This window comes from Rhodoferax sp. LS1R11 (assembly GCF_056521395.1).
This window is the reverse complement of record NZ_JBWMAW010000009.1, coordinates 110561-135127: the sequence shown is the minus strand read 5'-3', so window position 1 is coordinate 135127 and position 24567 is coordinate 110561. Positions and strand designations below refer to the sequence as shown.

Genomic DNA, 24567 nt, shown 5'->3' with positions numbered 1-24567 from the left:
CTTATTTTTCCGGGCGATGGCGAAAGGTCCAGCGGTCATTGGCCAGAAAGTTGCTCACGCTGGCCAGCAGAATGGCCAGCACTGTGGCCAGCAGGTAGGGCACAAAATGCGCCAGCCACAGGGCCAGCCCGTATTGCAGGGCAATCCCCAGCCAGGAGGCCATTGCGTACTGGCCCAGTTGGGCCAGCAAATTGCGCAGGGTGATGGCTTGCTCCTGCTCGGTGGAGGTGGCGTGCAGCCGGTCTGACCAGGTCCACAGCCGGTTCCAGGTGAAGTTGTTGACGGTGGAGACGGCAATGCCCACGGCCATGGACGCATAGAGTCGGGTGCGATCCGGTTCGATGAAGCGAAACAGGTGCTCCTGAAAACTGTACAGCACCACCAGGTTGATCACCGTGCCACTGGCGCCCACCAAGCCAAAGCGCACATAGCGAAAGCTGTGCAACCAGTCGATCAGCGCCCAGAGGCGCTCGCGTGATGTGGGTCGGGACAGGGGCATGAATGGGGCCTGTCAGGGCTTCAAAACCTGCAAGGCATCGGCCAGCACCGGGTCGGCGGCAAGGCGTTTGAGGCATTGGTTGTCGCCATCGCAAAAAGTCTCGCGGTGGTTGTAGGCGCTGAGGCAGGGGGAGCAGGCCATGCCCGATTCGAGCACGGTGGCGCGGGGCCCGAGTGGGCCGTACAGCCGACCGGTTTCCGGGCCAAAAAACACCATGGTCCGAATGGGCGTGAGGCTGGCAAAGTGGCCGGGGCCGCCGTCGTTGGTGATCAGCAAATCGGCACCATGAAACAGCATCAGCAGTTCACGGATGCTGCGGGTGTAGCCCGTCAGGTCCACACAGAATTCACTCTGGATCTGGGTCAACAAGTCCTTGGCCAACTGGGCGTCGTCACGCAAGCCAATCAGGCCCACGGCATGTCCGGCCCGGCACAGGCCACGCGCCACCTGGGCATAGTGTGCAGCGGGCCAGGCGCGCTCGGGCAGCAGGCCACCACCGGCATACAGCAGCACAATTTTGCGCCCCTGCAGTGTTGGATGGTCCGTGAACATTTTGCTGCGGTAGGCTTGCAGCTCGGCGGCTTCAAACGGCACCGACAGTTGCGTGTCCACCGGCATTTCGCGAATGGGCGCAGCCTTGTTGCGCGGCATGCCATTCGCTTCCAGCGCATCGACCAGCGATAAAAATTGCTTGCTGATGTGCTGGTACGGGTTGTAGGGAATGGCCTTGTTGATGAAGCTGCCGCGGTACAAGCCTTCTTGCGTGTGCGGCGTGAAGCCGACACGCACCGGCGCACCGCTCATGTACGACATCAGGCTGCTGATGCGGGAAAACAGTTCGCAGTCGATCACGGCATCCAGCGGCAGCCGGCGCAGTGCCATGCTGACGCGCCAGATATCCCCCAACAAACCGAGCCCTGCGCTGTCGTCCAGCGAATGCAGGTGTTCGGCTTGGGCCAGCCCCAGCAGTTTGGCCACTTCCTGGTTTTTCTTGAGTTGCAGCACATGCAGCGTGGCGCCGGGGTAACGCTGGCGCAGCGCCGCAAACATGGGGCCAGCCAGCACCACACTGCCCATTTCGGACAACAGGATTACCAGGATGTGGCGGGGCTCACGGCTCAAGGTGGCAGCGGGCCGTCCGGCCATCATGAGTTTGGCCCACACAGACACGACAGCGCACAGGGCCTGGCCCATCCAGCGGTCTATCCAGCGTTGTGTCTGTAGTTTCATGCGTTGAGGTCTGCCTGTGGAGTCAGCTTACAGGCCGGCGGCTGAACGCAGTGCTTGCGCCTTGTCGGTCCGCTCCCACGAGAACTCAGGCTCTTCACGGCCAAAGTGGCCGTAAGCTGCGGTCTTCTCATAAATCGGGCGCAGCAAGTCCAGCATCTGGATGATGCCTTTGGGGCGCAGGTCAAAGTGCTCATGCACCAGTGCCGCGATCTTGTCGTCGGAGATCACGCCGGTGCCTTCGGTGTACACCGTCACGTTCATGGGTTTGGCCACACCAATGGCATAGGCCACCTGAATCTGGCACTGACGCGCGAGGCCAGCCGCCACGATGTTCTTGGCCACATAACGGGCTGCGTACGCGGCGGAGCGGTCCACTTTTGTGGGATCTTTGCCGCTGAAGGCGCCGCCGCCGTGCGGGCAGGCGCCGCCGTAGGTGTCCACAATGATCTTGCGCCCGGTCAGGCCACAGTCACCTTGCGGTCCCCCAATGACGAAACGCCCGGTGGGGTTGATCAGGTACTTGGTGTCAGCCGTCAGCCATTCCCTGGGCAACACGGGTTTGATGATGTCTTCAATCACCGCCTCAATGAAGGCGGGTTTCATCTTGGTACCGTCGCTCATTTCGGGGCTGTGCTGACTGGAGAGCACCACGGTGTCAATGCTGTGGGGTTTACCGTCCACATAGCGCATGGTGATCTGGCTCTTGGCGTCAGGCCGCAGGAAGGGCAGGCGGCCATCTTTGCGCAACTGGGCCTGGCGCTCGACCAGGCGGTGGGCATAGTAGATGGGCGCGGGCATCAGCTCGGGTGTTTCGTTGCAGGCGTAGCCAAACATCAGGCCCTGGTCACCAGCACCGGTGTTGAGATGGTCATCGCTGGCATGGTCCACGCCCTGGGCGATGTCATTGCTTTGTTTGTCGTAGGCCACCAGCACGGCGCAACCCTTGTAGTCGATGCCGTACTCGGTGTTGTCGTAGCCAATGCGCTTGATGGTGTCACGCGCTACCTGGATGTAGTCCACATGCGCGTTGGTCGTGATTTCACCGGCCAGCACCACCAGACCGGTGTTGCACAAGGTTTCAGCGGCCACGCGGGACTTGGGGTCTTGCTTGAAGATCGCGTCCAGGATGGCATCGGAAATCTGGTCGGCCACCTTGTCGGGGTGACCTTCAGAGACGGACTCGGAGGTAAAGAGAAAATCGTTCGCCATATTAAAAAGCTCCAATCAGCAGCAGTTGCAACAAGTTCAAGACCGCGTTGCTTGGGCTGGGAGGCTTCGGCGAACGCTTTAGCAGATTCGTCAAATTTGACAAGGCACAATGGCGGCTCTTGCGAACCGCCCTGTGTGTCGCCCTGCAAGTAGTTCCATAACTCAGCGACTCTTTGATTTTATCCCAGTGATGATCACACTTTTCAAAATGATGTCTGCACTGCCGCTGTGGTTGGCGCATGGCGTGGGTGCGGGCTTGGGATGGCTGGTGTTCCTGGCCTCCGGGGTATACCGCCGGCGCTTCCTGGCGAATGCCCGGCAAGCCGGGCTGGGCTGGCGCCAGTGGTTCGGGGCTGTTGCCCAAAGCGGCAAGCTGGTGGCCGAATTGCCACGCCTGTGGCTGGGGCGGCCCGTGCCGGTGGCGTGGGATGGCGCCCGGTTTGTGGACGACGCACTGGCGCAGGGGCGCGGTGTCGTGTTTTTGACGCCGCATCTGGGATGTTTTGAGATCACCGCCCAAGCCTATGCCCAGCGCTACGGGCAGGGGCGTCATCCCATCACCGTGTTGTTTCGTCCGTCGCGTCAGCCGTGGCTGCGCGACTTGGTCAGCCAGGCACGCACACGCCCCGGCCTCAACACGGCGCCGACCACACTGGCCGGTGTCAAACAGATGATCAAGGCCCTGAAGCAGGGGCAATGTCTGGGCCTGTTGCCAGACCAGGTGCCTCCGCTGGGCATGGGCCTGTGGGTGCCATTTTTTGGTCGCGACGCCTACACCATGACGCTCTCAGTGCGACTGGCCCAGCAAACCGGTGCGACCGTGCTGATGGCTTGGGGCGAGCGTTTGTCCTGGGGCCGAGGCTACCGGGTGCATGTGCGGCCCTTGTTGACCGCACTGCCCTCTGAGGGCGAGCAGGCGCTGGCAGTCATCAACCGGGCCCTGCAAGAGTTGATCCAGGTCTGCCCCCAGCAATACTTGTGGGGCTACGCGCGCTACAAGCAGCCGCGGCAGGAACTGTGATGTTCAGCCGTCTTGGGATTTATGTCATGCATGTCATGGGGCGTTTGCCGCTGGCATGGGTGCGTGCATTGGGCTGGGCGTTGGGCTGGACACTGTATGCGCTGGCGGTGCCGCGACGACGCGTGGCCCAGACCAATTTGCGCCTGTGTTTTCCGGATCGGACCGAACCTCAGATCAGGGCACTGACGATTTGCACCTTTGTGCATTTCGCGCAGGCCTGGATGGACCGGGGCTGGCTCTGGCACGGGTCTGAGGCCATCAACCGCAAGCGATTGACCCTGACTGGTGCCCTCCATGAACTGCAGGGCAGTGACCCGGTGGTGATCTTTGCACCCCATTTTGTCGGGCTGGATGCCGGTTGGACAGCTTTGACGCAACAACTCCCACGCCACTTCACCACTATTTACACCGACCAGGCCAACAAGGTGCTGGACGGGTGGATTTTGGCGGGGCGCCAGCGGTTTGGTCATCCCCGTTTGTTCGGGCGGGTCGATGGGGTCAAGACCATCGTGGCGGCACTGAGGGCTGGCGACCCGCTGTATTTGTTGCCTGACATGAATTTTGGCCCGGAAGAGTCGGTGTTTGTTCGGTTTTACGGCGTGCCCGCGGCCACCGTGCCCTCGCTGTCGCGTTTTGCCAAGCTGGGCCGTGCCAAGGTGGTGCCGGTGATCACCCGCATGACCGCCCGGGGTTATGAAGTTGAAGTCATGCCCGCCTGGGCTGGATTTCCCACCGACGATGTGGGGACCGATACCGCCTTGATGAACCTTCGCCTGCAGTCGTTCATTGACACCATGCCGGACCAGTATTTTTGGGTCCATAAGCGCTTTAAAGATCGACCGTCGGGTGTCCCGGGTGTTTATTGAAAATATTGACGATATTGGCCTCTAGCCCAGGAAGGGTGTGCGGTAGTAGCTATCTAATTGGTAGCATATTCGCTCGACAGAAATGTAGCGATCCATTGGGCCAGTAACGCCGGGTGTTCATGCACCACCCAGTGGCTGGCATCGGGCACGGTCCGGACAGTCAGGTGCGTCACATACTGGCCCAAGCCTTCAATCAGGACCGGTGGCAGCGCGATGTCGTCCAGGGCCCAAATGACCAGCGTGGGCAAACTCACGGTCAGCATGTTGAGCGGCAGGTCGATGTTGGCCGCAGCCGGGTCTTCGGGTCGCGGCGGGCGCAAAGGGGAGGCGCGGTAGAGGTTGCACCCGCCAGTCAGGCCTGCTGTCCAGACCTCCCGGTACTGTGCCTTGACCTTGTCGGTCAGCCAATCGGGATCCTGCGTGCCTTTGGGGGTCCGGGTCAGGAATTCCCAGAGTCGTCGGAAGTCGTCTTCTGCCAGGCGTTGCTCGGCATCCGGACGAATGAGAAAGTTCATGTACGCGCTGGCTGCCTGTTGGGCCGGGTTGCCTTTGAGTTCCCGCAAAAAAGTCCCGGGATGCGGCGAGTTGATGATGACCAGCTTTTGGGTCAGTTCGGGCAACTGGTTGGCCAGGTTCCAGGCCACCGCGCCGCCCCAGTCATGGGCGACCAGTGCGGCCAGTGGACCGCCTTGCGTCTCCATGGCAATCAGCGCGGCGATGTCCTGAATCAGGTGTTTGGGTCGGTAGGCGCTCACCTCGGTCGGTGCGCTGGATTTCTCGAACCCGCGCAGATTGGGCGCCACGCAGCGGTAGCCCCCGTTTTCCGGGCGTGCAAAGTGTTCGAGGAGCACGTCCCACACAAAAGCCGCCTCCGGGAAGCCGTGCAGAAACAGGAGTACTGGGCGCCCGCGCTCGCCGCTGGCCCGGCAACTCAGGGTGATGCCGTGGGGCAGTGGCTGTGCAAAAGTTTCGATCATCGCGGTCCGCCCTTGTGAATTCAAACGGGCCGAGATTACGATGATGCCCCGGTTGCCACAGTCGCCTCTGGGACCGCGGCGTTGTGGCCAGAGGGTTAGCTCTGGGCGGGCTCCGCGTCCGGGTGCGCCCATTGCCACAGCAGGGTGGCGACTTCATCAATACCCTGGCGCTTGGGTGCCGAGAAAAGCCGGACTTCGCCACCGCCGGCTTGCAGCTTCATGATGGACAGCGCCTTGGTTTGCTCGGCGCGGTTCAGTTTGTCAGCTTTCGTCAAGACCACCAGAAATTTCAGGCCTTCTTCAACGCGGGGGCGCACCACGTCGAGCAAGATTTCGTCCAGCTCGGTCAGACCATGGCGTGGGTCGCACATGAGCACGATGCCTTTGAGATTTTCACGCGTGACCAGGTAATTGGCCATCACCTGTTGCCAGCGAATCTTGTCGGCCTTGGGCACAGCGGCATAGCCGTAACCGGGCAAGTCGGTCAGCACCGCATCGGTCACGCCCTGCTTGCCCAGGGCAAACAGGTTGATGTGCTGGGTGCGTCCCGGTCTTTTCGATGCAAAAGCGAGCTGCTTTTGCTGTGTCAAGGTATTGATGCAGGTGGATTTTCCCGCATTGGATCGGCCCACAAAAGCAATTTCGGGCACGTCCATGGCGGGCAAAAAATGCAGTTGAGGTGCGGTGGTCAGGAATTTGGCCGTGTGAAGCCAGCCCAGCGCGATGTTGGCCGCGGTCTTGGGTGCGGTGTCCGGCGACGGCGTTTTGGGGGCCGAAGCCAGGGGTTTTGAGTTGGTAGTCATGTATTAAAGCGGGAAGACCCGTACCAGCATTGTAGAATCATGCAGTTTTGCTCACCTGACTCGACACCTCCATATATGAAGTTGCTTGCCTCTTTTCTGATTGCTGCCTCACTGGCTGCCCCCACTTTTTCGACCTTGGCTGAAGAAGCCAAGCCTGCTGCGGCTCACGCCGAGGCCAAGGCGGAGCCCGTGAAAGCGGTGAAGCCGGATCTGGTCAAGGGCGAGGCCAGTTTCGGTGTCGCCTGCGCCGCCTGCCACGCGGCCGACGGCAACTCCAGCATTCCGGTGAACCCCAAACTGGCTCAGCAGCACCCGGAGTATCTGGTCAAGCAGTTGCAGGAATTCAAGTCTGGCAAACGCGCCAACGCGGTCATGTCGGGCATGGTTGCCGGACTGAGCGACGCCGACATGAAAAACATCTCATATTGGTTGACTTCCAAGACCGCCAAGACCGGTTTTGCAAAAGACAAAGACCTGGTGGCTTTGGGTGAGCGCATTTACCGCGGTGGCATTGCCGATCGCCAGGTGCCCGCCTGTGCTGGTTGCCACAGCCCCAATGGTGCGGGTATCCCGGCTCAATATCCCCGCTTGAGTGGTCAGCATGCTGACTATGCCGTTGTACAGTTAACCGCTTTCCGTGATGGTGCGCGCAAGAACAGCGTGCAAATGTCCGAAGTTGCGGCCAAGCTCAATGACCGCGAAATCAGGGCCGTCGCTGACTATGTGGCGGGGCTGCGCTAAGCCGTCATGTTGCTGGTGAATGCGTTTGGTTTTACATTGAACTAATTGCAGACTCCCAACCCTAACGGGGCAGGTCCATGTTGAAGTGGCCTGCCTTTTTTTTTGAGTTAACGACAATTTCGAAATGACAGTCTCCACCCAAGGTCTAGAACTCAAATCCGGTTCCCGCGTCACTCGCGCAGCGGTGGAGTTGCTGTCATCAATGCGGTTTTCCATCTCTTTGTTGACCGTCATCTGCATTGCTTCCGTGATTGGCACCGTGCTCAAACAAAATGAGCCAGCCAACAATTACGTCAACCAGTTTGGACCGTTCTGGTCACAGGTTTTCGGTGCCGTCAGTCTGTATTCGGTCTACAGCGCCTGGTGGTTCTTGTTGATCCTCGCGTTCCTGGTCATCAGTACCTCGCTGTGCATTGCACGCAACACCCCCAAAATTTTCACAGATCTCAGAACTTACAAAGAGAATATTCGTGAACAAAGCCTGAAGGCTTTTGGGCATCGGGCTCAAGCTGATTTGAATGAAACTCCCGAACAGGCGGCCCAACGCATTGGCCACATGCTGGTGGGCGGTGGCTGGAAAGTGAAGCTGCAACAACGCGACAAAGAGGGCGCAATCGGGTGGATGGTGGCGGCCAAGGCGGGCGCCGTGAATAAAATTGGCTACATCGCCGCGCACAGCGCGATTGTCCTGGTCTGCCTGGGCGGCTTGCTGGACGGTGACCTGATCGTCCGGGCCCAGATGTGGTTCAACGGAAAGACGGTTTACAACGGCGGCGGCATGATGGCTGACGTCAAGCCCGAGCACCGTTTGAGCGAGCGCAACCCGACGTTTCGGGCGAATCTTGTGGTGGCCGAGGGCACGCAGTCCAGTACAGCGGTGCTCAACCAGTCCAACGGCATCCTCTTGCAGGAGTTGCCATTTGCGGTTGAGCTGAAGAAGTTTGTTGTGGAGTACTACTCTACCGGTATGCCCAAGCTGTTTGCTAGCGATATTGTCATTCACGATATCCATACAGGTGAAAAAATACCGGCCCGTGTCGAGGTGAACCATCCCGCCAACTACAAAGGGGTGGAGATTTACCAGTCGAGCTTTGATGACGGGGGTTCCAAGGTCAAGCTCAAGGCCTTGCCCATGAATGCAGCGACCAAGCCGTTTGAGATTGAAGGGGTGATTGGCAGTTCATCCCAGTTGAGCAATGGCAATGACAAGCTCACGCTGGAGTACACCGGCTTGCGGGTCATCAACGTTGAAAACTTTGCGGGCAATGGGGTCACGGCAGTGGATGTGCGCAAGGTGGATTTGCGGGAGTCGATTGATTCCCGCCTGGGTGCCGCGAACAAGGCAGACGCCAAGAAGGAGTTGCGCAATGTCGGCCCCAGCATCACCTACAAATTGCGTGATGCGTCAGGGCAGGCGCGAGAGTTTCACAATTACATGTTGCCCGTGGACATGGGGGATGGTGCCCCGGTTTTCCTGATGGGCCTACGCGACTCGCCAGCGGAGGTCTTTCGCTATCTTCGAGTCCCGGCCGATGAGCAGGGTTCGACCGACGAGTTCTTCCGGCTGCGCGCTGCCTTGATGGACGCTGGCGTGCGTGATTTGGCGGTGAAACGCTATGTGTCACATGCCGTGGATGCCAGCCGTCCGGATTTGATCAAACCCCTGACCGTGTCTGCCGCGCGCGCCCTGGCCCTCTTTTCAGGTGCGGAGCCAGGCAAAGACGGTAAGACCACGGGCGGTTTGCAGGCCGTGGCCGATTTCCTGGAAACCAATGTGCCGGAAGGCGAGCGGGCCAAAGCGGGCGATGTGCTGATTCGGATTTTGAACGGCGTCCTGTATGAAATGGCCCAGATTACGCGCGAGCGCGCCGGGATGAAACCTTTCGAGCCCAATGACAAGACGCAGGCGTTCATGACGCAGTCGGTGCTGGCACTGAGCGATGCGCAGGTTTATCCTTCGCCCATGGTGATGCAGCTGGCGGACTTCACGCAAGTGCAGGCCAGCGTCTTCCAGGTGGCCCGGGCGCCCGGCAAAAACATCGTGTACCTGGGCTGTGCCTTGTTGATTTTTGGCGTTTTTGCAATGCTCTATATCCGCGAGCGGCGGCTCTGGGTCTGGCTTGCGCCACGTGACGGTGGCGACAAGTCCGCCGCCACGATGGCGCTGTCAAGCAACCGCAAAACGATGGATGGCGATCGCGAATTTGAGCAGCTGAAATTCAAGCTGATTGGAATCAAGGAAGAATGACATGAACACCGCTTCAACAACTTACAGCACCACCTTGACCCTGAATGAGGGTTATTTTGCCAAGCGCAACTGGTTTGACTGGCTGTTTGCCGTCATCGTGGTGGTGGCCGGGCTCTACACCTTCTCGCGTTACAACGCGGCGATGGATGTGTATGAAAAAGGCATTTTGTTGGGCGCCATACCCAGCGCGATCATGCTGGCCTGGTTTTGGCGTCCACTGCGCGTGCTGATGCTGGCGGTGGCGGGATTCTCCCTGCTGGGCATCGTGTCTTACCAGGGCAGCCTGGCGAGCGCCGACAGCGTGTTCTGGCTCAAATACTTTTTGTCGAGCCAGTCGGCCATCCTGTGGATGAGCATGCTGTTCTTCATGAGCACCATTTTTTACTGGATTGGCATGTTCGCACCGGGGCAGGGTGACGCGATGTCGCTGGTGGCTTCGCGCCTCTTGTGGGTGGCGGTTGGCATGGCCTTGATCGGCACCATGGTTCGCTGGTACGAAGGCTATTTGCTGGGCGCCGATGTGGGTCACATTCCCGTGAGCAATTTGTATGAAGTGTTCGTGCTTTTCTGCTGGATGACGGCGGCGTTCTACCTGTACTTTGAGGCGCAGTACAAAACCCGGGCATTGGGGGCTTTTGTCATGCTGGTGGTTAGCGCGGCGGTGGGTTTTCTGCTCTGGTACACCTTGGTGCGCGGCGCGCATGAGATCCAGCCGCTGGTTCCCGCGCTCAAAAGCTGGTGGATGAAGCTGCATGTACCTGCCAATTTCATCGGTTACGGTACGTTTGCCCTGGCCGCCATGGTGGCATTCGCTTATCTGATCAAGCAACAGGCTGGCGAGACGCGCTGGTACAAGCTGGCGCCCTTGTGGCTGCTGGGCATCGTGCTGTGTTTTGAGCCCATTGTGTTTCGCAAATCTGCGGTCGGTGGCATGAGTGACTACTGGGCGGTGTACTTTGGTATCTCGGCCCTGATCGTGGGTGGCATTCTGTTCGGGCGGCGCCAAATCGCTTCAAAACTGCCTTCGTTTGAAATTCTCGACGACGTGATGTACAAGTCCATTGCGGTGGGCTTTGCCTTTTTCACGATTGCCACGGTGCTGGGCGCCCTGTGGGCGGCCGAAGCCTGGGGTGGCTACTGGAGTTGGGACCCGAAAGAAACCTGGGCTCTGATTGTGTGGCTCAACTATGCCGCCTGGCTGCACATGCGCTTGATGAAGGGCCTGCGCGGCACGGTCGCCGCCTGGTGGGCGTTGTCGGGGCTGGCCGTCACAACCTTCGCTTTTATCGGCGTCAACATGTTCCTGAGTGGCTTGCACAGCTACGGAACGCTCTGATTCAATCCGGTCGTGGGGAATTGCATTGTGGTTTTGTAAGAAGAGGTCTCCATCCCCGACCAAGCTTTAAACGAGGACTGCACCATGCTGATCAAGAACCATCGCGATGGCTTTTCCCATCCGGTTTCCAGTGAAATCACCGCCCAAGGTGTCTACGAAGGGCGTCGTAATCTCATCAAGCTGATGGCCAGCGGCGTGGCAGGCACCGCCATGGCGTCTTGGGCCATGCGCGAGGCACATGCACAAAATGCCGCGGTGACGCCCCGTCCCGGAAAACTGGCAGCCTTGGGCAGTGTCAAATCCAGCCTGCCCGGCGCCATCACCATGGAAAAGCTGACGGACTACAAGGACGCCAGTACCTACAACAATTACTACGAGTTCGGCACCGACAAGTCGGACCCGGCGCAAAACGCCCACACCCTGAAGACCAGTCCGTGGACGGTTGAGATCGAAGGGCTGGTGAAGAAACCCGCCAAGTACAACCTGGAAGACCTGCTCAAGCTCAGTGCGCAGGAGGAGCGTATCTACCGGCTGCGCTGCGTCGAGGGTTGGTCCATGGTGATTCCGTGGGTGGGCTACTCGTTGAGCGAGTTGATCAAACGGGTCGAACCACTAGGCAGCGCGAAATACGTTGAATTCGTCACGCTGGCCGATCCCAAAACCATGCCTTTTGTCGGTTCCCGCGTGCTGGAATGGCCCTATGTGGAGGGACTGCGCATGGACGAGGCGATGAATCCGCTCACCTTGCTCAGCTTCGGCATGTATGGCGAGGTGTTGCCCAACCAGAGCGGTGCGCCGGTGCGACTCGTGGTGCCCTGGAAGTATGGGTTCAAGAGCGGCAAGAGCCTGGTCAAAATCCGTTTCACCGACAAACAACCTGCCACGGCGTGGAACAAGGCGGCGGCCAGCGAATACGGCTTCTACTCCAACGTCAATCCCGCGGTGGATCATCCGCGCTGGAGTCAGTCCACCGAGCGTCGTATTGGGGAAGACGGCTTGTTTGCCAAAAAGCGCAAGACGCTCATGTTCAATGGCTACGAAGCGCAGGTTGGCCAGCTGTACGCGGGCATGGACCTGAAAAAGCTTTTCTGATGGTTGCCCTCGCCCGGCCGCGTGCGCAGTGGGGGGTGAAGACTCTGCTGATGCACCGTGCGGCCAAACCCGTGGTTTTTGGCTTGGCGCTGCTGCCATTTGTCTGGCTGGTGTACGCGGCCATTGGCAACCATTTGGGGGCCAACCCGGCTGAAGCGCTGGTGCGTGCCACGGGCGACTGGACGCTGCGGTTTTTGTGCATGGTGCTGGCCGTCACGCCGCTGCGCGTGATCACCGGCACACCGGCCCTGGCGCGGTTTCGACGCATGCTGGGCTTGTTCATGTATTTTTATGTGGTGTTGCACTTGCTGAGCTACAGCTGGTTCGACATGGGTTTTGAGGTGGCGGACATTGCCAAAGACATTGCCAAGCGGCCCTTCATCCTGGTGGGTTTTTCCGCCTTTGTGCTGCTGACGCCGCTGGCCCTGACGTCATTCAACCGAGCCATCAAGGCCCTGGGCGCCAAACGCTGGCAGCTTCTGCACAAGCTGGTGTATGGGGTGGCCGGGTTGGCGCTGTTGCATTTCTTCTGGATGCGCGCAGGCAAAAACAATTTTGCCGAGGTCTTTGTCTACGCCGCCATTCTGGGCACCCTGCTGGGCTGGCGTTTGGTGCAGTATTTAAAGAAAAAGAGGCTGTAGCCCAGGCGGGTTGTGCTGTAGTAGCTATAAAAAATATAGCAAAATATGTCCGAAATTCATCAGAAAAAAACCGGATGGGTCATGCCTGAGGGCGCCGTCAGGCATGACCCATCCCTGTGCTTAAGCGTTGGGCATTTGTCCGACCAAGCTCTCCTGGCGCATCTGGTCCGTCATCGTTTCCCGCTGCCGAATGACATGGCTTTGTGCGCCATCGACCAAAATCTCGGGCGCACGCCCCCGTGAGTTGTAGTTGCTGGCCATGCTCATGCAGTAAGCGCCTGCGGACATCACCGCCAGCAAGTCACCTTGCCGTACCGCCAAGGCGCGGTCGTGGCCAATCCAGTCACCGCTTTCGCACACGGGACCGACCACGTCGTAAGTCGTTGTGGCACCAGCGCGTGACGCCAGTGGCACGATTTGATGAAAGGCCTGGTACATGGCAGGGCGGGGCAGGTCGTTCATCGCCGCGTCGATGATGCAGAAGTTTTTTTGCTCGCCGGGCTTCAGGTAGAGCACCTCGGTCAGACACACCCCTGCGTTGCCGACCAGGGAGCGGCCAGGTTCGATCATCAGTTGTCGATCGCCATAACCACGGGTGTCCAGTCGGGCCAGCATCTTTTTCCAGAGATCGTCAGCAGAAGGCGGCGTGTCGTCGTTGTAATTGATGCCCAGCCCGCCTCCGAAATCAATGTGATGCAGTGGCACGCCTGCCGCTTCAATGGCCTGCACCAAGTCCAGCATGCGGTCCACGGCGTCCAGGTAGGGCTCGACTTCGGTGATCTGCGACCCGATATGGCAGTCGATACCGACAACGCGTACGCCCGCCAGTTCGGCGGCGCGCAGGTAGGTCTGAACGACACGGTCATGGGCCACACCAAACTTGCTGCCTTTGAGCCCGGTGGAAATGTAGGGGTGGGTTTTGGGGTCGACGTTGGGGTTGACGCGAATGCTGACAGGCGCTTTCACGCCCAGGGACAAGGCGACTTCACTCAGGACTTCAAGTTCAGCCTCGCTCTCGACATTGAAGCAGCCAATGCCTGCCTCCAATGCACGACGCATTTCCAGGCGTGTTTTCCCCACTCCCGAGAAGATGATCTTGCTGGCCTGGCCGCCCGCCGCCATGACGCGGTCCATGTCACCGGCAGAAACGATGTCAAAACCGCAGCCCGCTTCGGCAAACACCTGAATCACGCCCAAGGCGGGATTGGCCTTCATGGCATAACAGATTTGAACCTGGCGTCCGGCAAACCCCCGCTGGTAGGCGGCAAGTGCCGACAACATCGCGCCCTTGGAATACACAAACAGCGGCGTGCCATGCGTTTGGGCCAGGTCACTCAAGCGCACCTCCTCTGTGAACAGTTCATTGCCCCGGTAAGCAATATGAGGTTGGCCGGGAAGATTTTGGGGTGTCATTGGGGCGCGGGTGAAGTTGCCGAAGCAGGGGGGCTGGATAAAGGGGGCGCTACAGGCTTTGTGGCTATGCCAGACCTTGATGGCAGTAGCGTTTCTGGCAAGGTGGCGCGATGGGCGGCGGCCGCTTCCGTGGGCAAATACAGGGAACCTTGTTGGCCGCAGCCTGACAAGCTCACCGCACTGACGCCAAGGACAAGCGGACTGACTAAAATTCTGGTGAAAAGCAACATGGTGAAATTGTAATGACCGACTCAGAATTCATGGATCACGCAGAAACCCTCCTCAAAGCCGTGGAGGCTGGCTGTGACCGAATCAACGACGAGGACCTCGCTGACATCGACAACCAGCGCACGGGCGGTATGGTGACACTGGTTTTTTCAAACCACAGCCAGATCGTTATCAACCTGCAAAAGCCCTTGCATGAAATATGGCTGGCGGCCAAGTCCGGCGGCTACCACTATACATTTGATAGCAAACAGTGGATGGATACCAAAGGCCAGGGCGAGTTTTTTGCCAATCTTTCAAAATTCGCAAGCGAACAAGCCGGTTGCCAACTCGCGTTTTCGGCCTGACTGGGAGTTAGGCCCCTGCCACCGTGCTGTGGGCGCCTGCCGTGGCAGCGCTCTGATCAGTTCTTGAACAAATCAATGATTTGTTTCTTCTCGTCCGCCTCGGGCAGGGGTTCGGCACCCGGCGACGCATCGCCGGCCGGTCTGCTTTCAAGCCCCAAGCTTCTAATGCCTGCGCCCCGAACGTATTCATCGTAGAACCACTCGCCGCCTGAGTTCACAACCCCTTCGGGCGCAGTGGGTTCCATCACCGGGACGCCCTTCAAGGCCTGTTCCATGAAACGAATCCAGATGGGCAGGCTCAAGCCACCGCCGGTTTCCCTGTCGCCCAGTTTGCGGGGGGTGTCATAACCAATCCAGGTGACCGCCGCCAGAGTCGGCTGGAAGCCGGCAAACCAGGCATCCATGGAGTCGTTGGTGGTGCCGGTCTTTCCGTACAAGTCAGGCCGTTTCAGGATCGCCTGAGCGGATGCCGCCGTACCTGTACGGGTGACCTCCTGCAGGAGACTGTCCATGATGAAGGCGTTCCGGGCATCAATCGCACGAAATGACTCATCCAGCGCAGGCGGAATGGTTTCAACCAGAATTTTGCCCTTTTGCTCAGTCACTTTGCTGATCAGCCAGGGGTTGATCCGATAACCGCCATTGGCAAACACCGAGTAGGCAGACGCCATCTGCATCGGCGTGACCGAACCGGCACCCAAGGCCATCGTCAGGTAGGCCGGATGTTTGTCAGCCTCAAAGCCGAAGTGAGTGATCCATTCCTGTGCTTTTTGTGCGCCGACGGACTGCAAAATGCGAATGGAGATCATGTTTTTCGACTTGGCCAGCCCCCGGCGCATCGTCATCGGTCCCTCGAATTTGCCATCGTAGTTCTTGGGTTCCCAGGGCTGTCCACCCGTCACGCCAGCCTCAAAAAACAGCGGCGCATCATTGATGACTGTGGCCGGCGTAAATCCTTTTTCCAGCGCTGCGGAGTAGATGAACGGCTTGAAGCTGGAGCCCGGCTGACGCCAGGCCTGCGTCACGTGATTGAATTTATTCTTCTCAAAATCAAAGCCGCCCACGAGTGCCTTGATGGCACCATCCCGCGGATCGAGCGCCACGAACGCACCTTCCACCTCCGGCAACTGGGTGATTTCCCATGTGTTTTTAGGTGTTTTGGCGACGCGAATGACGGCGCCGCGCCGGATCTTGATGTTGGGAGCCGCCTTGTCAGACAGACCCGACTGGGCTGGTTTGAGGCCATCACCAGTGATCTCGATGGTCTCCCCGTTCTGGCGTATGGCCGTGACCTTTTTGCTGTCAGCGTCCAACACGACGGCGGCCATGATGTCGCCGTTGTCCGGATGCTCGCCCAACGCGTCGTCAATGGCATCTTCCATCTCCTGGACTGTGGACGGCAAGGTCACAAAACTCTCGGGTCCCCGGTAAATCTGGCGCCGTTCAAAATCCATGATGCCGCGTCGCAATGATTTGTACGCCGCTTCCTGGTCCGCGGCCCTGAGCGTGGTGTACACATTGAGGCCACGAATATAGGTTTCATCACCGTACTGGGCAAACATGAGTTGACGCACCGTCTCGGCTACATACTCGGCGTGAACCTTGGTGTTGTCAGAGTTCGATTTGACCTGCAGTTCTACTTTTTTCGCTATTTCCGCCTCGCTTGCTGTGATGAACCCGTTTTCCTGCATGCGTTCAATGATGTACAGCTGACGGGACCTGGCCCGCTTTGGATTGCTAATGGGGTTGTACGCTGAAGGGGCCTTGGGCAGGCCGGCGAGCATTGCCGCTTCTGCAATGGAGATGTTCTTGAGCGGTTTCCCGAAATAGGCCTCCGACGCGGCCGCAAAACCATAGGCGCGATTTCCCAGAAAAATCTGGTTCATGTAGATCTCGAGAATCTGGTCCTTGGTCAGCGTGTGTTCCAGCTTGAACGTCAGCAGAATTTCGTAAATCTTGCGGGTGTACGTTTTTTCGGACGACAGGTACACGTTGCGCGCCACCTGCATGGTGATGGTGGAGGCCCCCTGACTTTTGATTCGTCCCAGGTTGGCCAGTGCAGCCCGTAGAACACCCTTGTAGTCGACACCACCATGCTCGTAGAAGCGCGAGTCCTCGATGGCCAGCACGGCGTCGGTCATCACCTTCGGAATCTCCTTGATGGGCGTCATTTGTCGACGCTCCTCACCAAACTCACCAATCAGATTGCCCTCGGCTGTGAACACCCGCAAAGGCAGTTTGGGCCGGTAATCCTGCAATGCCGATACGTCCGGCAAATTTGGAAATGCGACCGCCAGTGCGATCCCGATGATGATCAGTACTGACACGATTCCTGCCACCAATAGTCCCGCCGCCCACAGCGCGATGCGCAGTAGCCAATGGAGTGATGAGCTGGGGGTAGTAGGCTGATTGCTAGCAGAATTCGGAGATTTTGATGGCATAAAAACTTCGTTGGATCACCGCGTTATTATAATTTTGATGATTCGGCGCACTAGTATCCTCTATCGACATGTTTCACTTCATCTGTGTCTTTTTGTGTCGAAATGCTTGAGACAATGCAACGCAGAACGTCTGCTTTAGACAACGGTCGTATTTTTAGCGGGTTGAAAAAACCTTTCGATACAACGAGCTTGCTGATAGCATTGAAGTGAATTCTTAAGTTTCGCTGATCCTCGATTGGCCTGTTTCAGGGGATAGTTTTGATCTCTTTGGGGTCGTTGTTTAGCCGTCAACCCGCGCCTATGCTGGGTTTGGACATCAGTTCTTCCAGTGTCAAATTGGTCGAGTTAGGTCACGACAAGGCTGGTAATTTGGTGCTTGAGCGCTGTGCGATCGAGCTGCTTGAGCGCGGGTGGATCACGGACGGCAATATCGAAAAATTTGATGAAGTGGCTGACGCCGTCCGTCGATTGGTCAAGAAGAGTGGAGCCAAGACCAGGAATGTGGCCATGGCGTTGCCGCCTTCGGCCGTCATTACAAAGAAAATCATCCTGCCCGGCGGCATGTCTGACCAGGAGTTGGAGCTTCAGGTCGAGACCGAGGCCAATCAATACATCCCCTTTCCTTTGGACGAGGTGAGCCTCGACTTCTGTGTTGTTGGGCCCAGTGCATCTTCTGCCGGTGATATTGAGGTGCTTATTGCCGCATCCCGCCGTGAAAAGGTTCAGGACATTCAGGGCTTGGCAGAGGCAGCCGGTCTGAATCCCGTGATTGTTGATGTGGAGTCTTATGCCTCTCGCCTGGCCACGGCGCGCCTCATTGAAAATCTGCCCAACAAAGGCGTAGGCAGCATTGTTGCCCTGTTTGAAGTTGGGGCCTTGACCACCAGCATGCAAGTCATACGCAACGACGAAGTCCTGTATGACCGCGATCAGGCCTTTGGTGGGGCTCAACTGACGCAGTTGATCGTTCGTCAATACGGGTTCTCGCTGGAAGAGGCGGAGAGCAAGAAACGAAGTGGTGAGTTGCCGGATGATTACGAAGCCAGCGTTTTGAAGCCTTTTGTGGAAAGCATGGTGCAGGAAATTGGGCGTGCCTTGCAGTTTTTCTTTACCAGTACGCCTCACAACAAGGTAGATTTTGTGATGTTGGCAGGTGGTTCTGCCGCATTGCCAGGTTTGACGGCCGCTGTTACCCAACACACTACCTTTTCCTGCACTTTGGTCAATCCTTTTGAGGGGATGACAATGGGCGATGGTGTTCGGCTGAAGAAAATGACGCGCGAGGCACCGTCCTACCTCACCTCCTGTGGACTGGCGTTGCGGAGGTTCATGCAGTGATTTTGATCAACCTGCTTCCTCACCGTGAGGTTGCGCGTAAGCGGCGCCGGGATATTTTTAACGTGAGTTTGGGGGCATCGGCCCTTGTAGGTGGTTTGATTGCCGGCATGGTCTTTCTTTGGTATCAGGGGCAGATTGCTGATCAGCAGGGAAAAAACCAACTCCTTCAGAGTGAAATCAAGCGGTTTGATGACCAAATCAAAGACATTGCAGGGCTAGAGGCTGAGATCGCCGCTCTGCGCGCACGCCAGCAGGCGGTAGAAGACCTTCAGGCCGACCGAAACATGCCTGTGCATTTGTTGACAGAGATCGTCAAACAACTTCCCGATGGCGTATACATCGCCAGCATGAAGCAAGAGAACCAGAGTGTGGCGTTGCAGGGCGTTGCCCAGTCGAACGAACGGGTGTCCGAGCTGCTTCGCAATTTGGGTAACAATTCCCCGTGGTTCTCCAAGCCGGAGCTCGTGGAGATCATTGCGGGTTCCGTCGCTTTGACGCCTCGGGAGCAGCGGCGCGTTTCCAACTTCACCATTCGTGTGCACTTGGTTCGTGCCAGCGAAGCCGAAAAAGCGCAAGCCGCAGCCAGTACGCCAGCTCCCGGTTCAGCGCCAAGCTCAATGGCAGTGACCCCCATGGTTGCTGCCTCAACTCCTGTATCAAAGTAGGAGTACGGCACCATGGCACGCAAACTATCAATGGATTTTGATTTTCCCGCATTGCAGGAAAAGCTGCTTGGGCAGTTCCGCAACCTCGATCCGAAAGATCCGTCACTGTGGCCTGCGATTCCGCGCAACTTGCTTTTTATTGCGGTGTCCACCGTTGTCGTTGTGGCACTTTGGTTCTTGTGGCTCAGTACTTCACAAGAAGAGCTTGAGATCGAACAGGCGAAAGAAGTGACGTTGCGCGCAGAGTACACGGTCAAATTGGGCAAGGCAGTCAACCTTGAAGCGCTGAAGAAGCAACGTGAACAGGTTCAGCAATACGTGACGCAATTGGAGAAACAATTGCCAAGCAAAGCCGAGATGGATGCGTTGCTGTCTGACATCAACCAGGCGGGCTTGGGGCGCAGTCTTCAGTTTGACCTGTTTCGCCCAGGGCAAGTCAGTGTTAAAGACTACTACGCTGAACTTCCGATCGCCGTGAAAGTGACAGGCCGTTACCACGACATTGGCGCTTTTGCCTCTGATATCGCCAATCTCTCCCGCATCGTGACGCTGAATAATCTGGCAATCCTGCCATCGAAGGATGGTGTTTTGGCGATGGAAGCCACGGCCAAGACATTTCGCTATCTTGACTTGGATGAAGTTGCGGCGCAGCAAAAAGCGGCCGTGTCGAAGGGAGTCAAGAAATGATTTTTTCTTGCAGATTGTTCATGATCGTTGTTGCGCTGGCGCTTGCCGGATGTGGGGCGTCGACAGAAGATGAGTTGCGTCAATGGATGACGGAGCAAAAGAGCCAGACCAAGCCGCGGATTACACCGATTTCTGAACCCAAACAGTTCAAGCCGGAAAGTTACAGTCAAGTCACCGCGATCGAGCCCTTTAGCATTCAAAAGTTGACCCAGGCGCTAAAACGGGAATCCACTCAGGCTGCATCCAATGGTGCATTGATTGCCCCTGAGTTGGCTCGCCGGAAAGAGGCTCTTGAGTCGTTCCCGCTGGACAGCATGTCGCTGGTCGGTAGTTTGTCCAAAGCGGGGCAGCCTGTGGCCTTGGTGAAAGTCGAAAACTTGCTGTACCAAGTCCGACCTGGCAACTATCTCGGTCAGAACTACGGTCGGGTGACCAAAATTAACGAGACAGAAGTCATGCTGCGTGAAATTGTGCAGGACGCTGTGGGCGAGTGGATTGAACGCACAGCTACTTTGCAGCTGCAAGAGAGGTCGAAATGAATAATCAGAACTATAGGTTGGTGACGCGAATGTGGCAACGTGTCTGTATGGTTGCGGTACTCGCGCTTGGGTCTGTTTCGTCCCATGCGCAGGAGCCTGTCGCCATTGAGTCCGTGTCCGGGTCAATTCAGGGGGGTGTTGAGATTGTCAAAATCGACCTGACACAGCCGCTGAACGCGATCCCAACCGGGTTTTCGATCCAGTCACCAGCCCGAATCGCGCTTGATTTTCCGGGTATTTCAAATGCGATGGGGCGTTCCACGGTCGAAATCAATCAAGGTAATTTAAGGTCGGTCAGCGTGGTGCAGGCGGGGGATCGCACGCGGGTTGTGTTGAATCTCAAGCAGTCTACGCCCTACAAAGCCCAATTGCAGGGTAAATCATTGCTGGTTATTTTGGACGCGGTTGTTGCGACAGCCCCTCTTGCCGCCGCGCCACAGGTTTTTTCTGAAAATCGTGCTAGAGACACCCTGCCACTCAAAGACCTTGATTTCCGTCGTGGAGTCGAAAACTCCGGGCGTGTAGTCGTGTCCTTGCCCAACAACCAAGTCGGTGTGGACATTCGCCAGCAGGGGCAAACTCTGGTTGTTGAGTTCATGAAATCTTCGCTGCCTGAGGGATTGCGTCGCCGTCTGGACGTGTCTGATTTTGGAACCCCGGTGCAGACGATTACATCGTTCCAAACTGGCGATCGCGTCCGTATGGTCATTGAGCCCAAGGGTCAATGGGTCCATAGCGCTTACCAGAGTGACGACCAATTTGTGGTGGAGGTCAAACCGCTCAAAGTAGATCCAGCCAAGCTGACACAAGGGCCCGGTTACACAGGGCAAAAACTGTCACTCAATTTCCAGAACATTGAAGTTCGGTCATTGCTGCAGGTCATCGCTGACTTTACGAATTTCAACATCATCACTTCTGACTCTGTCACCGGCTCGGTGACCCTGCGTCTGCAGGATGTGCCCTGGGATCAGGCGCTTGACATTATTTTGCAGTCCAAGGGTTTGGGCATGCGCAAAACCGGTAACGTGCTCTGGATCGCGCCAAAAGACGAAATCAACGCCAAGGAAAAACTGGAGCTGGAGTCGATCGCAGCCCTTCAAAACCTGGAGCCTTTGCGTACCCAGTCCTTTCAGATGAACTACACCAAGGCATCTGAAGTCGCGGCGCAGTTGACGGCAACGGGTGGCGGTACAGGTGGTAACAGCTCCCGTTTGCTGAGCCCTCGTGGCAGCACGATTTCTGAGGCCCGCACCAACCAGTTGTTTGTGACTGATATTGCAAGCAAACTGGAGCAGGTTCAGCAACTGATTGCCAAGCTGGATATCCCCGTGCGCCAGGTGTTGATTGAAGCGCGTATTGTTGAGGCTTCGGACACCTTTGGAAAATCATTGGGCGTCAAGCTGGGTGGCAATGACCTGCGTGCTCAAAACGGCGGCACGGGTGGTTATACATTGGGGGGCGGCAACAGCATTGCTTTTGGTTCAAGCTATTCCAATGCAGTCGCAAGCAGTGGCGCAGGCGGCACGAATGACCTCACGAGCAACTTCGTGAACTTGCCCGCAGTGGGGCAAAACGGCTATAACCCCGCGACTTTTGCGTTGTCTATCTTCAGTTCAGCCGCCAATCGATTCCTGAACCTCGAGTTGTCAGCGCTTGAGGCCGACGGCAAAGGCAAGGTGGTGTCCAGCCCCCGAGTGGTGACCGCAGACCAAATCAAGGCGCTGATTGAGCAGGGTACCGAGTTGCCCTATCAGGTGGCCTCTGCCAGCGGAGCGACATCGATCGCGTTCCGTAAAGCGAATTTGAAACTTGAAGTGACACCTCAAATCACGCCGGAGGGCAACATCATTCTGGCGCTGGATGTCAACAAAGACACGGTGGGCCAGTCAACGGCGGCTGGCTTTGCAATCAATACAAAACACATTCAGACCCAGGTGCTGGTTGAAAACGGCGGAACCGTGGTCATTGGTGGTATTTTTGAATTGACCGAGAGCGATAGTGAAACCAAAGTACCTTTGCTCGGTGATTTGCCCGGCGTCGGTAATCTGTTCAAGAGCCGCTCCAAGATTTCAAACAAGCAGGAAATGCTGGTTTTTATTACACCTAAAGTGGTTGCAGACAAGGCGTCGCGCTGACACTTGACGATAAAGAAAAAAGAACTTGAGGAATAGGGATATGAATTTTCTGAAATATGTATTGAGTTTGGCGGTGGTGGCCGGTTTGACGGCTTGTGGTGGTGGTGGTGGAAGCGGGGGGACCTCATCGGGAAGCTCTTCGACGGGATCCGGCTCGTCCGGATCGACAACAACAGCAAAGCCTACGATGGCGCTGACGGTAGTCGATGCTGCTGGAGTTGAAGTGACCAGCCATAGTCTGTCTCAGACACAAGCGCAATATTTGAAAATTGTCGTCAAAAACGCGGCTGGTGCAGTCGTCCCTTACACACGGGTCACCGTCACGCTTGACTCGACGAAAGCAGTTTTGGTGCCCAGCAGCGGCGCTCAGTTGACAGACAGTTCTGGTGTTGTGTTGATGCGAATTACACCCGCCGACGTCAGTTCATCCGGACCGGTTCTGGCCACTGCGGCTGCATTGGTAGACACGATTGCGTTGACCCAGACCTACGAAGTTCAAATCACGCCAGGAACCGTCGGGCTTTCCGTGCTGACGGTTTCACCGACCAGTGTTCAAAAAGGGCAATCGATCAATGTCAGTGTTGATGTCACAGTCAACGGATTGGCTGCGACATCCAATTCGGTGGCAGTGAATTTCACCAGTTTGTGCGGGACAGCTTCGCCAGCTTCAGCGCTAGTGGACTCCAACGGTCGCGCATCTGCAGTTGTTCAGACCACTAGTACTGGCAGTTGCAGTGTTTCCGCATCGGCAAGTGGACTCACGCAGAGTGCTGCGTTTACCGTGACGGCTCCCCCGGTAACGGGTCTTCAGTTCGTTAGTGCAACTCCCAATTTGCTTTATCAAGCGGGGTCTGCTGGGGTGAACACTTCCATCGTCAAATTCAAAGTGATCGATTCTGTGGGCGCTGGCGTTCCGGGCATCAATGTAAACGCTACGTTGACGAATACAGATGGGGGCATCAACTTTTGTGGATCGCCGTCCACAGGTGCCTCATCTACAGATGGAAGTATTAGCTTCTCGGTCTGCGCTGGCACCTTGCCTGCTTCGGTCCAAGTCAGGGCAGAGCTCGCGAGCAATACGACGATCTTTACCAACTCGAATCTATTGACTGTTCAAACTGGTCTTCCAACACAGCGGTTTTTCGATATTTCGGCTTCTCAGTTCAACTTTTATGCTGGCGGCTACTTCACATCGAAATTCAATGGAAATAGTGTCACGATTTCCGTGTTTGCTGCCGACCGACAAGGCAACCCTGTGCCCGATGGTACAAAAATCATCTTTGTCAGTGAAGGCGGTCAGATCAATTCAGCGGGGTTGAGCAGCTGCTTGATCGCCAGTGGCCGGTGCAGTGTCAGCTTGGTTGGCCAAGACTATCGGCCGATGGGTTCGTCCGCGGTTGGTGGCGACCCCCGACCTGGACGGGTGACAGTGCTGGCCTATACAGATGGTGAAGAATACTTTGTTGACGCCAACAACAACAACCGTTATGACGCGGGTGAACTGTTTGAAGATCTTGGCTCACCGTATATGGATAAAGATGAGAGCGGCACATTTGCTGCGGCCTATACGAATCTCGTTACAGTGACCAATGAAGGGGAGCAATTTTATCCAATGCCCTCCGGATCAATTGGCAGTGCTGCCTGCCCGACCAATTCCAACGCAGGACTATCGGTGGCGGGAACCTGCAATGGGGCTTGGGATGGTGCTACCAAAGTCCGTCGCGAGATGGTGATTGTTTTCTCTGGCGGCGAGATTGGCCAGCCAGGTGGCTACGACTCATCCATTCCCGCGGGTATGCAGACAGCGGTACTCAGTGCAACTCGAGGCGGAATTTTGGTCCGATTGGCAGACTTTGATGGCAATCCACTTCCTGCGGATGCAACGCTTGCGACTGAGGTGATCAGCTCTAATTCGTTGAGTACATGTGCTGCAACGATTGTTGGTAGCCAGATTGGAAGTACAACAGAGCCCACCAGTCACGTGGCGAACTTAAAAGACTGCAATGGCGGTGAAGTTGTGCTGTTCAAGGTGACGGTTGCTTCTGGATCGAGCAGCAAAACAAGTTCTTTCGCTGTCACGGTGCCTTGATCCTCTCCTCGGTGCAATCTAGTTC

22 protein-coding genes are annotated in these 24567 nt (G+C 57.1%); 14 read left to right on the top strand and 8 right to left on the bottom strand.

The features are described from left to right. Position 1 precedes the first annotated feature (1 nt). From AC097N_RS12590 to metK, 3 genes are read right to left on the bottom strand one after another with little or no spacing between them, the layout of a single operon-like run. Complete coding sequence (locus tag AC097N_RS12590) at positions 2-499, bottom strand: GtrA family protein (protein WP_479581367.1); 498 nt, start codon at positions 497-499, stop codon at positions 2-4. Positions 500-511: 12 nt separating this feature from the next. Then, positions 512-1729, bottom strand: a complete 1218-nt coding sequence (locus AC097N_RS12585; protein ID WP_479581366.1) for a glycosyltransferase family 9 protein — start codon at positions 1727-1729, stop codon at positions 512-514. A 27-nt stretch (positions 1730-1756) separates the two neighbouring features. Continuing rightward, positions 1757-2938: a methionine adenosyltransferase gene (gene metK / locus AC097N_RS12580; protein WP_479581365.1), complete on the bottom strand. Its 1182-nt coding sequence runs from the start codon at positions 2936-2938 to the stop codon at positions 1757-1759. A 190-nt stretch (positions 2939-3128) separates the two neighbouring features. On the opposite strand from metK, the gene AC097N_RS12575 reads away from it, so the two are divergent. Together AC097N_RS12575 and AC097N_RS12570 are read left to right on the top strand one after the other, a co-directional pair. Further along, positions 3129-3959 carry a lysophospholipid acyltransferase family protein gene (locus AC097N_RS12575; RefSeq protein WP_479581364.1) on the top strand — a complete coding sequence of 277 codons (831 nt, stop codon included), beginning with the start codon at positions 3129-3131 and terminating at the stop codon, positions 3957-3959. Further along, positions 3959-4825, top strand: a complete 867-nt coding sequence (locus AC097N_RS12570; RefSeq protein WP_479581363.1) for an LpxL/LpxP family acyltransferase — start codon at positions 3959-3961, stop codon at positions 4823-4825. The genes AC097N_RS12575 and AC097N_RS12570 overlap by 1 nt, the downstream gene beginning before the upstream one ends. Before the next feature lie 53 nt (positions 4826-4878). Here the strand turns inward: AC097N_RS12570 and AC097N_RS12565 are convergent, their stop codons facing one another. Further along, positions 4879-5802 (bottom strand): alpha/beta fold hydrolase, encoded by a 924-nt coding sequence (locus AC097N_RS12565; protein WP_479581362.1) that lies wholly within the window; start codon positions 5800-5802, stop codon positions 4879-4881. Between the two features lie 95 nt (positions 5803-5897). Beyond that, a complete protein-coding gene (yihA, locus tag AC097N_RS12560; RefSeq protein WP_479581361.1) occupies positions 5898-6605 on the bottom strand; it encodes a ribosome biogenesis GTP-binding protein YihA/YsxC in 708 nt (235 codons plus the stop codon). Between the two features lie 75 nt (positions 6606-6680). Between yihA and AC097N_RS12555 the strand changes: the two genes are divergently transcribed. The 5 genes from AC097N_RS12555 to AC097N_RS12535 all read left to right on the top strand — a co-directional run bounded on the left by AC097N_RS12555 (position 6681) and on the right by AC097N_RS12535 (position 12663). Next, complete coding sequence (locus AC097N_RS12555) at positions 6681-7346, top strand: c-type cytochrome (RefSeq protein ID WP_479581360.1); 666 nt, start codon at positions 6681-6683, stop codon at positions 7344-7346. Between the two features lie 124 nt (positions 7347-7470). Beyond that, positions 7471-9594: a cytochrome c biogenesis protein ResB gene (locus tag AC097N_RS12550; protein ID WP_479581359.1), complete on the top strand. Its 2124-nt coding sequence runs from the start codon at positions 7471-7473 to the stop codon at positions 9592-9594. Position 9595: 1 nt separating this feature from the next. Then, positions 9596-10930 carry a c-type cytochrome biogenesis protein CcsB gene (gene ccsB / locus AC097N_RS12545; protein ID WP_479581358.1) on the top strand — a complete coding sequence of 445 codons (1335 nt, stop codon included), beginning with the start codon at positions 9596-9598 and terminating at the stop codon, positions 10928-10930. An 84-nt stretch (positions 10931-11014) separates the two neighbouring features. Further along, a complete protein-coding gene (gene msrP, locus AC097N_RS12540) occupies positions 11015-12022 on the top strand; it encodes a protein-methionine-sulfoxide reductase catalytic subunit MsrP (protein WP_479581357.1) in 1008 nt (335 codons plus the stop codon). Beyond that, positions 12022-12663: a protein-methionine-sulfoxide reductase heme-binding subunit MsrQ gene (locus AC097N_RS12535; protein WP_479581356.1), complete on the top strand. Its 642-nt coding sequence runs from the start codon at positions 12022-12024 to the stop codon at positions 12661-12663. Before msrP ends, AC097N_RS12535 begins: the two co-directional genes overlap by 1 nt. 120 nt (positions 12664-12783) lie before the next feature. Here AC097N_RS12535 and lysA read toward each other — a convergent pair whose 3' ends face one another. After that, complete coding sequence (gene lysA, locus AC097N_RS12530) at positions 12784-14076, bottom strand: diaminopimelate decarboxylase (protein WP_479581355.1); 1293 nt, start codon at positions 14074-14076, stop codon at positions 12784-12786. Then, positions 14073-14306, bottom strand: a complete 234-nt coding sequence (gene lptM / locus AC097N_RS12525) for an LPS translocon maturation chaperone LptM (RefSeq protein WP_479581354.1) — start codon at positions 14304-14306, stop codon at positions 14073-14075. The genes lysA and lptM overlap by 4 nt, the downstream gene beginning before the upstream one ends. 12 nt (positions 14307-14318) lie before the next feature. Between lptM and cyaY the strand changes: the two genes are divergently transcribed. Beyond that, positions 14319-14648, top strand: a complete 330-nt coding sequence (gene cyaY / locus AC097N_RS12520) for an iron donor protein CyaY (RefSeq protein WP_479581353.1) — start codon at positions 14319-14321, stop codon at positions 14646-14648. Between the two features lie 56 nt (positions 14649-14704). Here the strand turns inward: cyaY and AC097N_RS12515 are convergent, their stop codons facing one another. Beyond that, complete coding sequence (locus tag AC097N_RS12515; protein ID WP_479581352.1) at positions 14705-17089, bottom strand: penicillin-binding protein 1A; 2385 nt, start codon at positions 17087-17089, stop codon at positions 14705-14707. A gap of 258 nt (positions 17090-17347) precedes the next feature. On the opposite strand from AC097N_RS12515, the gene AC097N_RS12510 reads away from it, so the two are divergent. The 6 genes from AC097N_RS12510 to AC097N_RS12485 are packed head-to-tail and all read left to right on the top strand — an operon-like array spanning position 17348 to position 24542. Next, entirely contained in the window at positions 17348-18427 is a 1080-nt protein-coding gene (locus tag AC097N_RS12510) for a pilus assembly protein PilM (RefSeq protein WP_479581351.1), read from the top strand. Then, entirely contained in the window at positions 18424-19092 is a 669-nt protein-coding gene (locus tag AC097N_RS12505; protein WP_479581350.1) for a PilN domain-containing protein, read from the top strand. The genes AC097N_RS12510 and AC097N_RS12505 overlap by 4 nt, the downstream gene beginning before the upstream one ends. A gap of 12 nt (positions 19093-19104) precedes the next feature. Continuing rightward, positions 19105-19779, top strand: a complete 675-nt coding sequence (locus tag AC097N_RS12500; protein ID WP_479581349.1) for a type IV pilus inner membrane component PilO — start codon at positions 19105-19107, stop codon at positions 19777-19779. Positions 19780-19799: 20 nt separating this feature from the next. After that, positions 19800-20318: a pilus assembly protein PilP gene (locus AC097N_RS12495; protein WP_479581348.1), complete on the top strand. Its 519-nt coding sequence runs from the start codon at positions 19800-19802 to the stop codon at positions 20316-20318. Continuing rightward, positions 20315-22453 (top strand): type IV pilus secretin PilQ, encoded by a 2139-nt coding sequence (locus tag AC097N_RS12490; protein ID WP_479581347.1) that lies wholly within the window; start codon positions 20315-20317, stop codon positions 22451-22453. Before AC097N_RS12495 ends, AC097N_RS12490 begins: the two co-directional genes overlap by 4 nt. Positions 22454-22493: 40 nt before the next feature. Beyond that, positions 22494-24542: a hypothetical protein gene (locus AC097N_RS12485; RefSeq protein WP_479581346.1), complete on the top strand. Its 2049-nt coding sequence runs from the start codon at positions 22494-22496 to the stop codon at positions 24540-24542. Positions 24543-24567: the final 25 nt, after the last annotated feature.

Excerpts from the sequence above, each read along its gene's own strand:
- AC097N_RS12550 (WP_479581359.1), top strand. The coding sequence starts at position 7,471 with ATGACAGTCTCCACCCAAGGTCTAGAACTCAAATCCGGTTCCCGCGTC.
- lptM (WP_479581354.1), bottom strand. The coding sequence starts at position 14,306 with ATGTTGCTTTTCACCAGAATTTTAGTCAGTCCGCTTGTCCTTGGCGTC.
- AC097N_RS12500 (WP_479581349.1), top strand. The coding sequence starts at position 19,105 with ATGGCACGCAAACTATCAATGGATTTTGATTTTCCCGCATTGCAGGAA.
- yihA (WP_479581361.1), bottom strand. The coding sequence starts at position 6,605 with ATGACTACCAACTCAAAACCCCTGGCTTCGGCCCCCAAAACGCCGTCG.
- cyaY (WP_479581353.1), top strand. The coding sequence starts at position 14,319 with ATGACCGACTCAGAATTCATGGATCACGCAGAAACCCTCCTCAAAGCC.
- msrP (WP_479581357.1), top strand. The coding sequence starts at position 11,015 with ATGCTGATCAAGAACCATCGCGATGGCTTTTCCCATCCGGTTTCCAGT.
- AC097N_RS12555 (WP_479581360.1), top strand. The coding sequence starts at position 6,681 with ATGAAGTTGCTTGCCTCTTTTCTGATTGCTGCCTCACTGGCTGCCCCC.
- AC097N_RS12585 (WP_479581366.1), bottom strand. The coding sequence starts at position 1,729 with ATGAAACTACAGACACAACGCTGGATAGACCGCTGGATGGGCCAGGCC.
- AC097N_RS12590 (WP_479581367.1), bottom strand. The coding sequence starts at position 499 with ATGCCCCTGTCCCGACCCACATCACGCGAGCGCCTCTGGGCGCTGATC.
- AC097N_RS12570 (WP_479581363.1), top strand. The coding sequence starts at position 3,959 with ATGTTCAGCCGTCTTGGGATTTATGTCATGCATGTCATGGGGCGTTTG.
- ccsB (WP_479581358.1), top strand. The coding sequence starts at position 9,596 with ATGAACACCGCTTCAACAACTTACAGCACCACCTTGACCCTGAATGAG.
- AC097N_RS12495 (WP_479581348.1), top strand. The coding sequence starts at position 19,800 with ATGATCGTTGTTGCGCTGGCGCTTGCCGGATGTGGGGCGTCGACAGAA.
- AC097N_RS12490 (WP_479581347.1), top strand. The coding sequence starts at position 20,315 with ATGAATAATCAGAACTATAGGTTGGTGACGCGAATGTGGCAACGTGTC.
- AC097N_RS12535 (WP_479581356.1), top strand. The coding sequence starts at position 12,022 with ATGGTTGCCCTCGCCCGGCCGCGTGCGCAGTGGGGGGTGAAGACTCTG.
- metK (WP_479581365.1), bottom strand. The coding sequence starts at position 2,938 with ATGGCGAACGATTTTCTCTTTACCTCCGAGTCCGTCTCTGAAGGTCAC.
- AC097N_RS12515 (WP_479581352.1), bottom strand. The coding sequence starts at position 17,089 with ATGCCATCAAAATCTCCGAATTCTGCTAGCAATCAGCCTACTACCCCC.
- AC097N_RS12575 (WP_479581364.1), top strand. The coding sequence starts at position 3,129 with ATGATCACACTTTTCAAAATGATGTCTGCACTGCCGCTGTGGTTGGCG.
- AC097N_RS12485 (WP_479581346.1), top strand. The coding sequence starts at position 22,494 with ATGAATTTTCTGAAATATGTATTGAGTTTGGCGGTGGTGGCCGGTTTG.
- AC097N_RS12565 (WP_479581362.1), bottom strand. The coding sequence starts at position 5,802 with ATGATCGAAACTTTTGCACAGCCACTGCCCCACGGCATCACCCTGAGT.
- lysA (WP_479581355.1), bottom strand. The coding sequence starts at position 14,076 with ATGACACCCCAAAATCTTCCCGGCCAACCTCATATTGCTTACCGGGGC.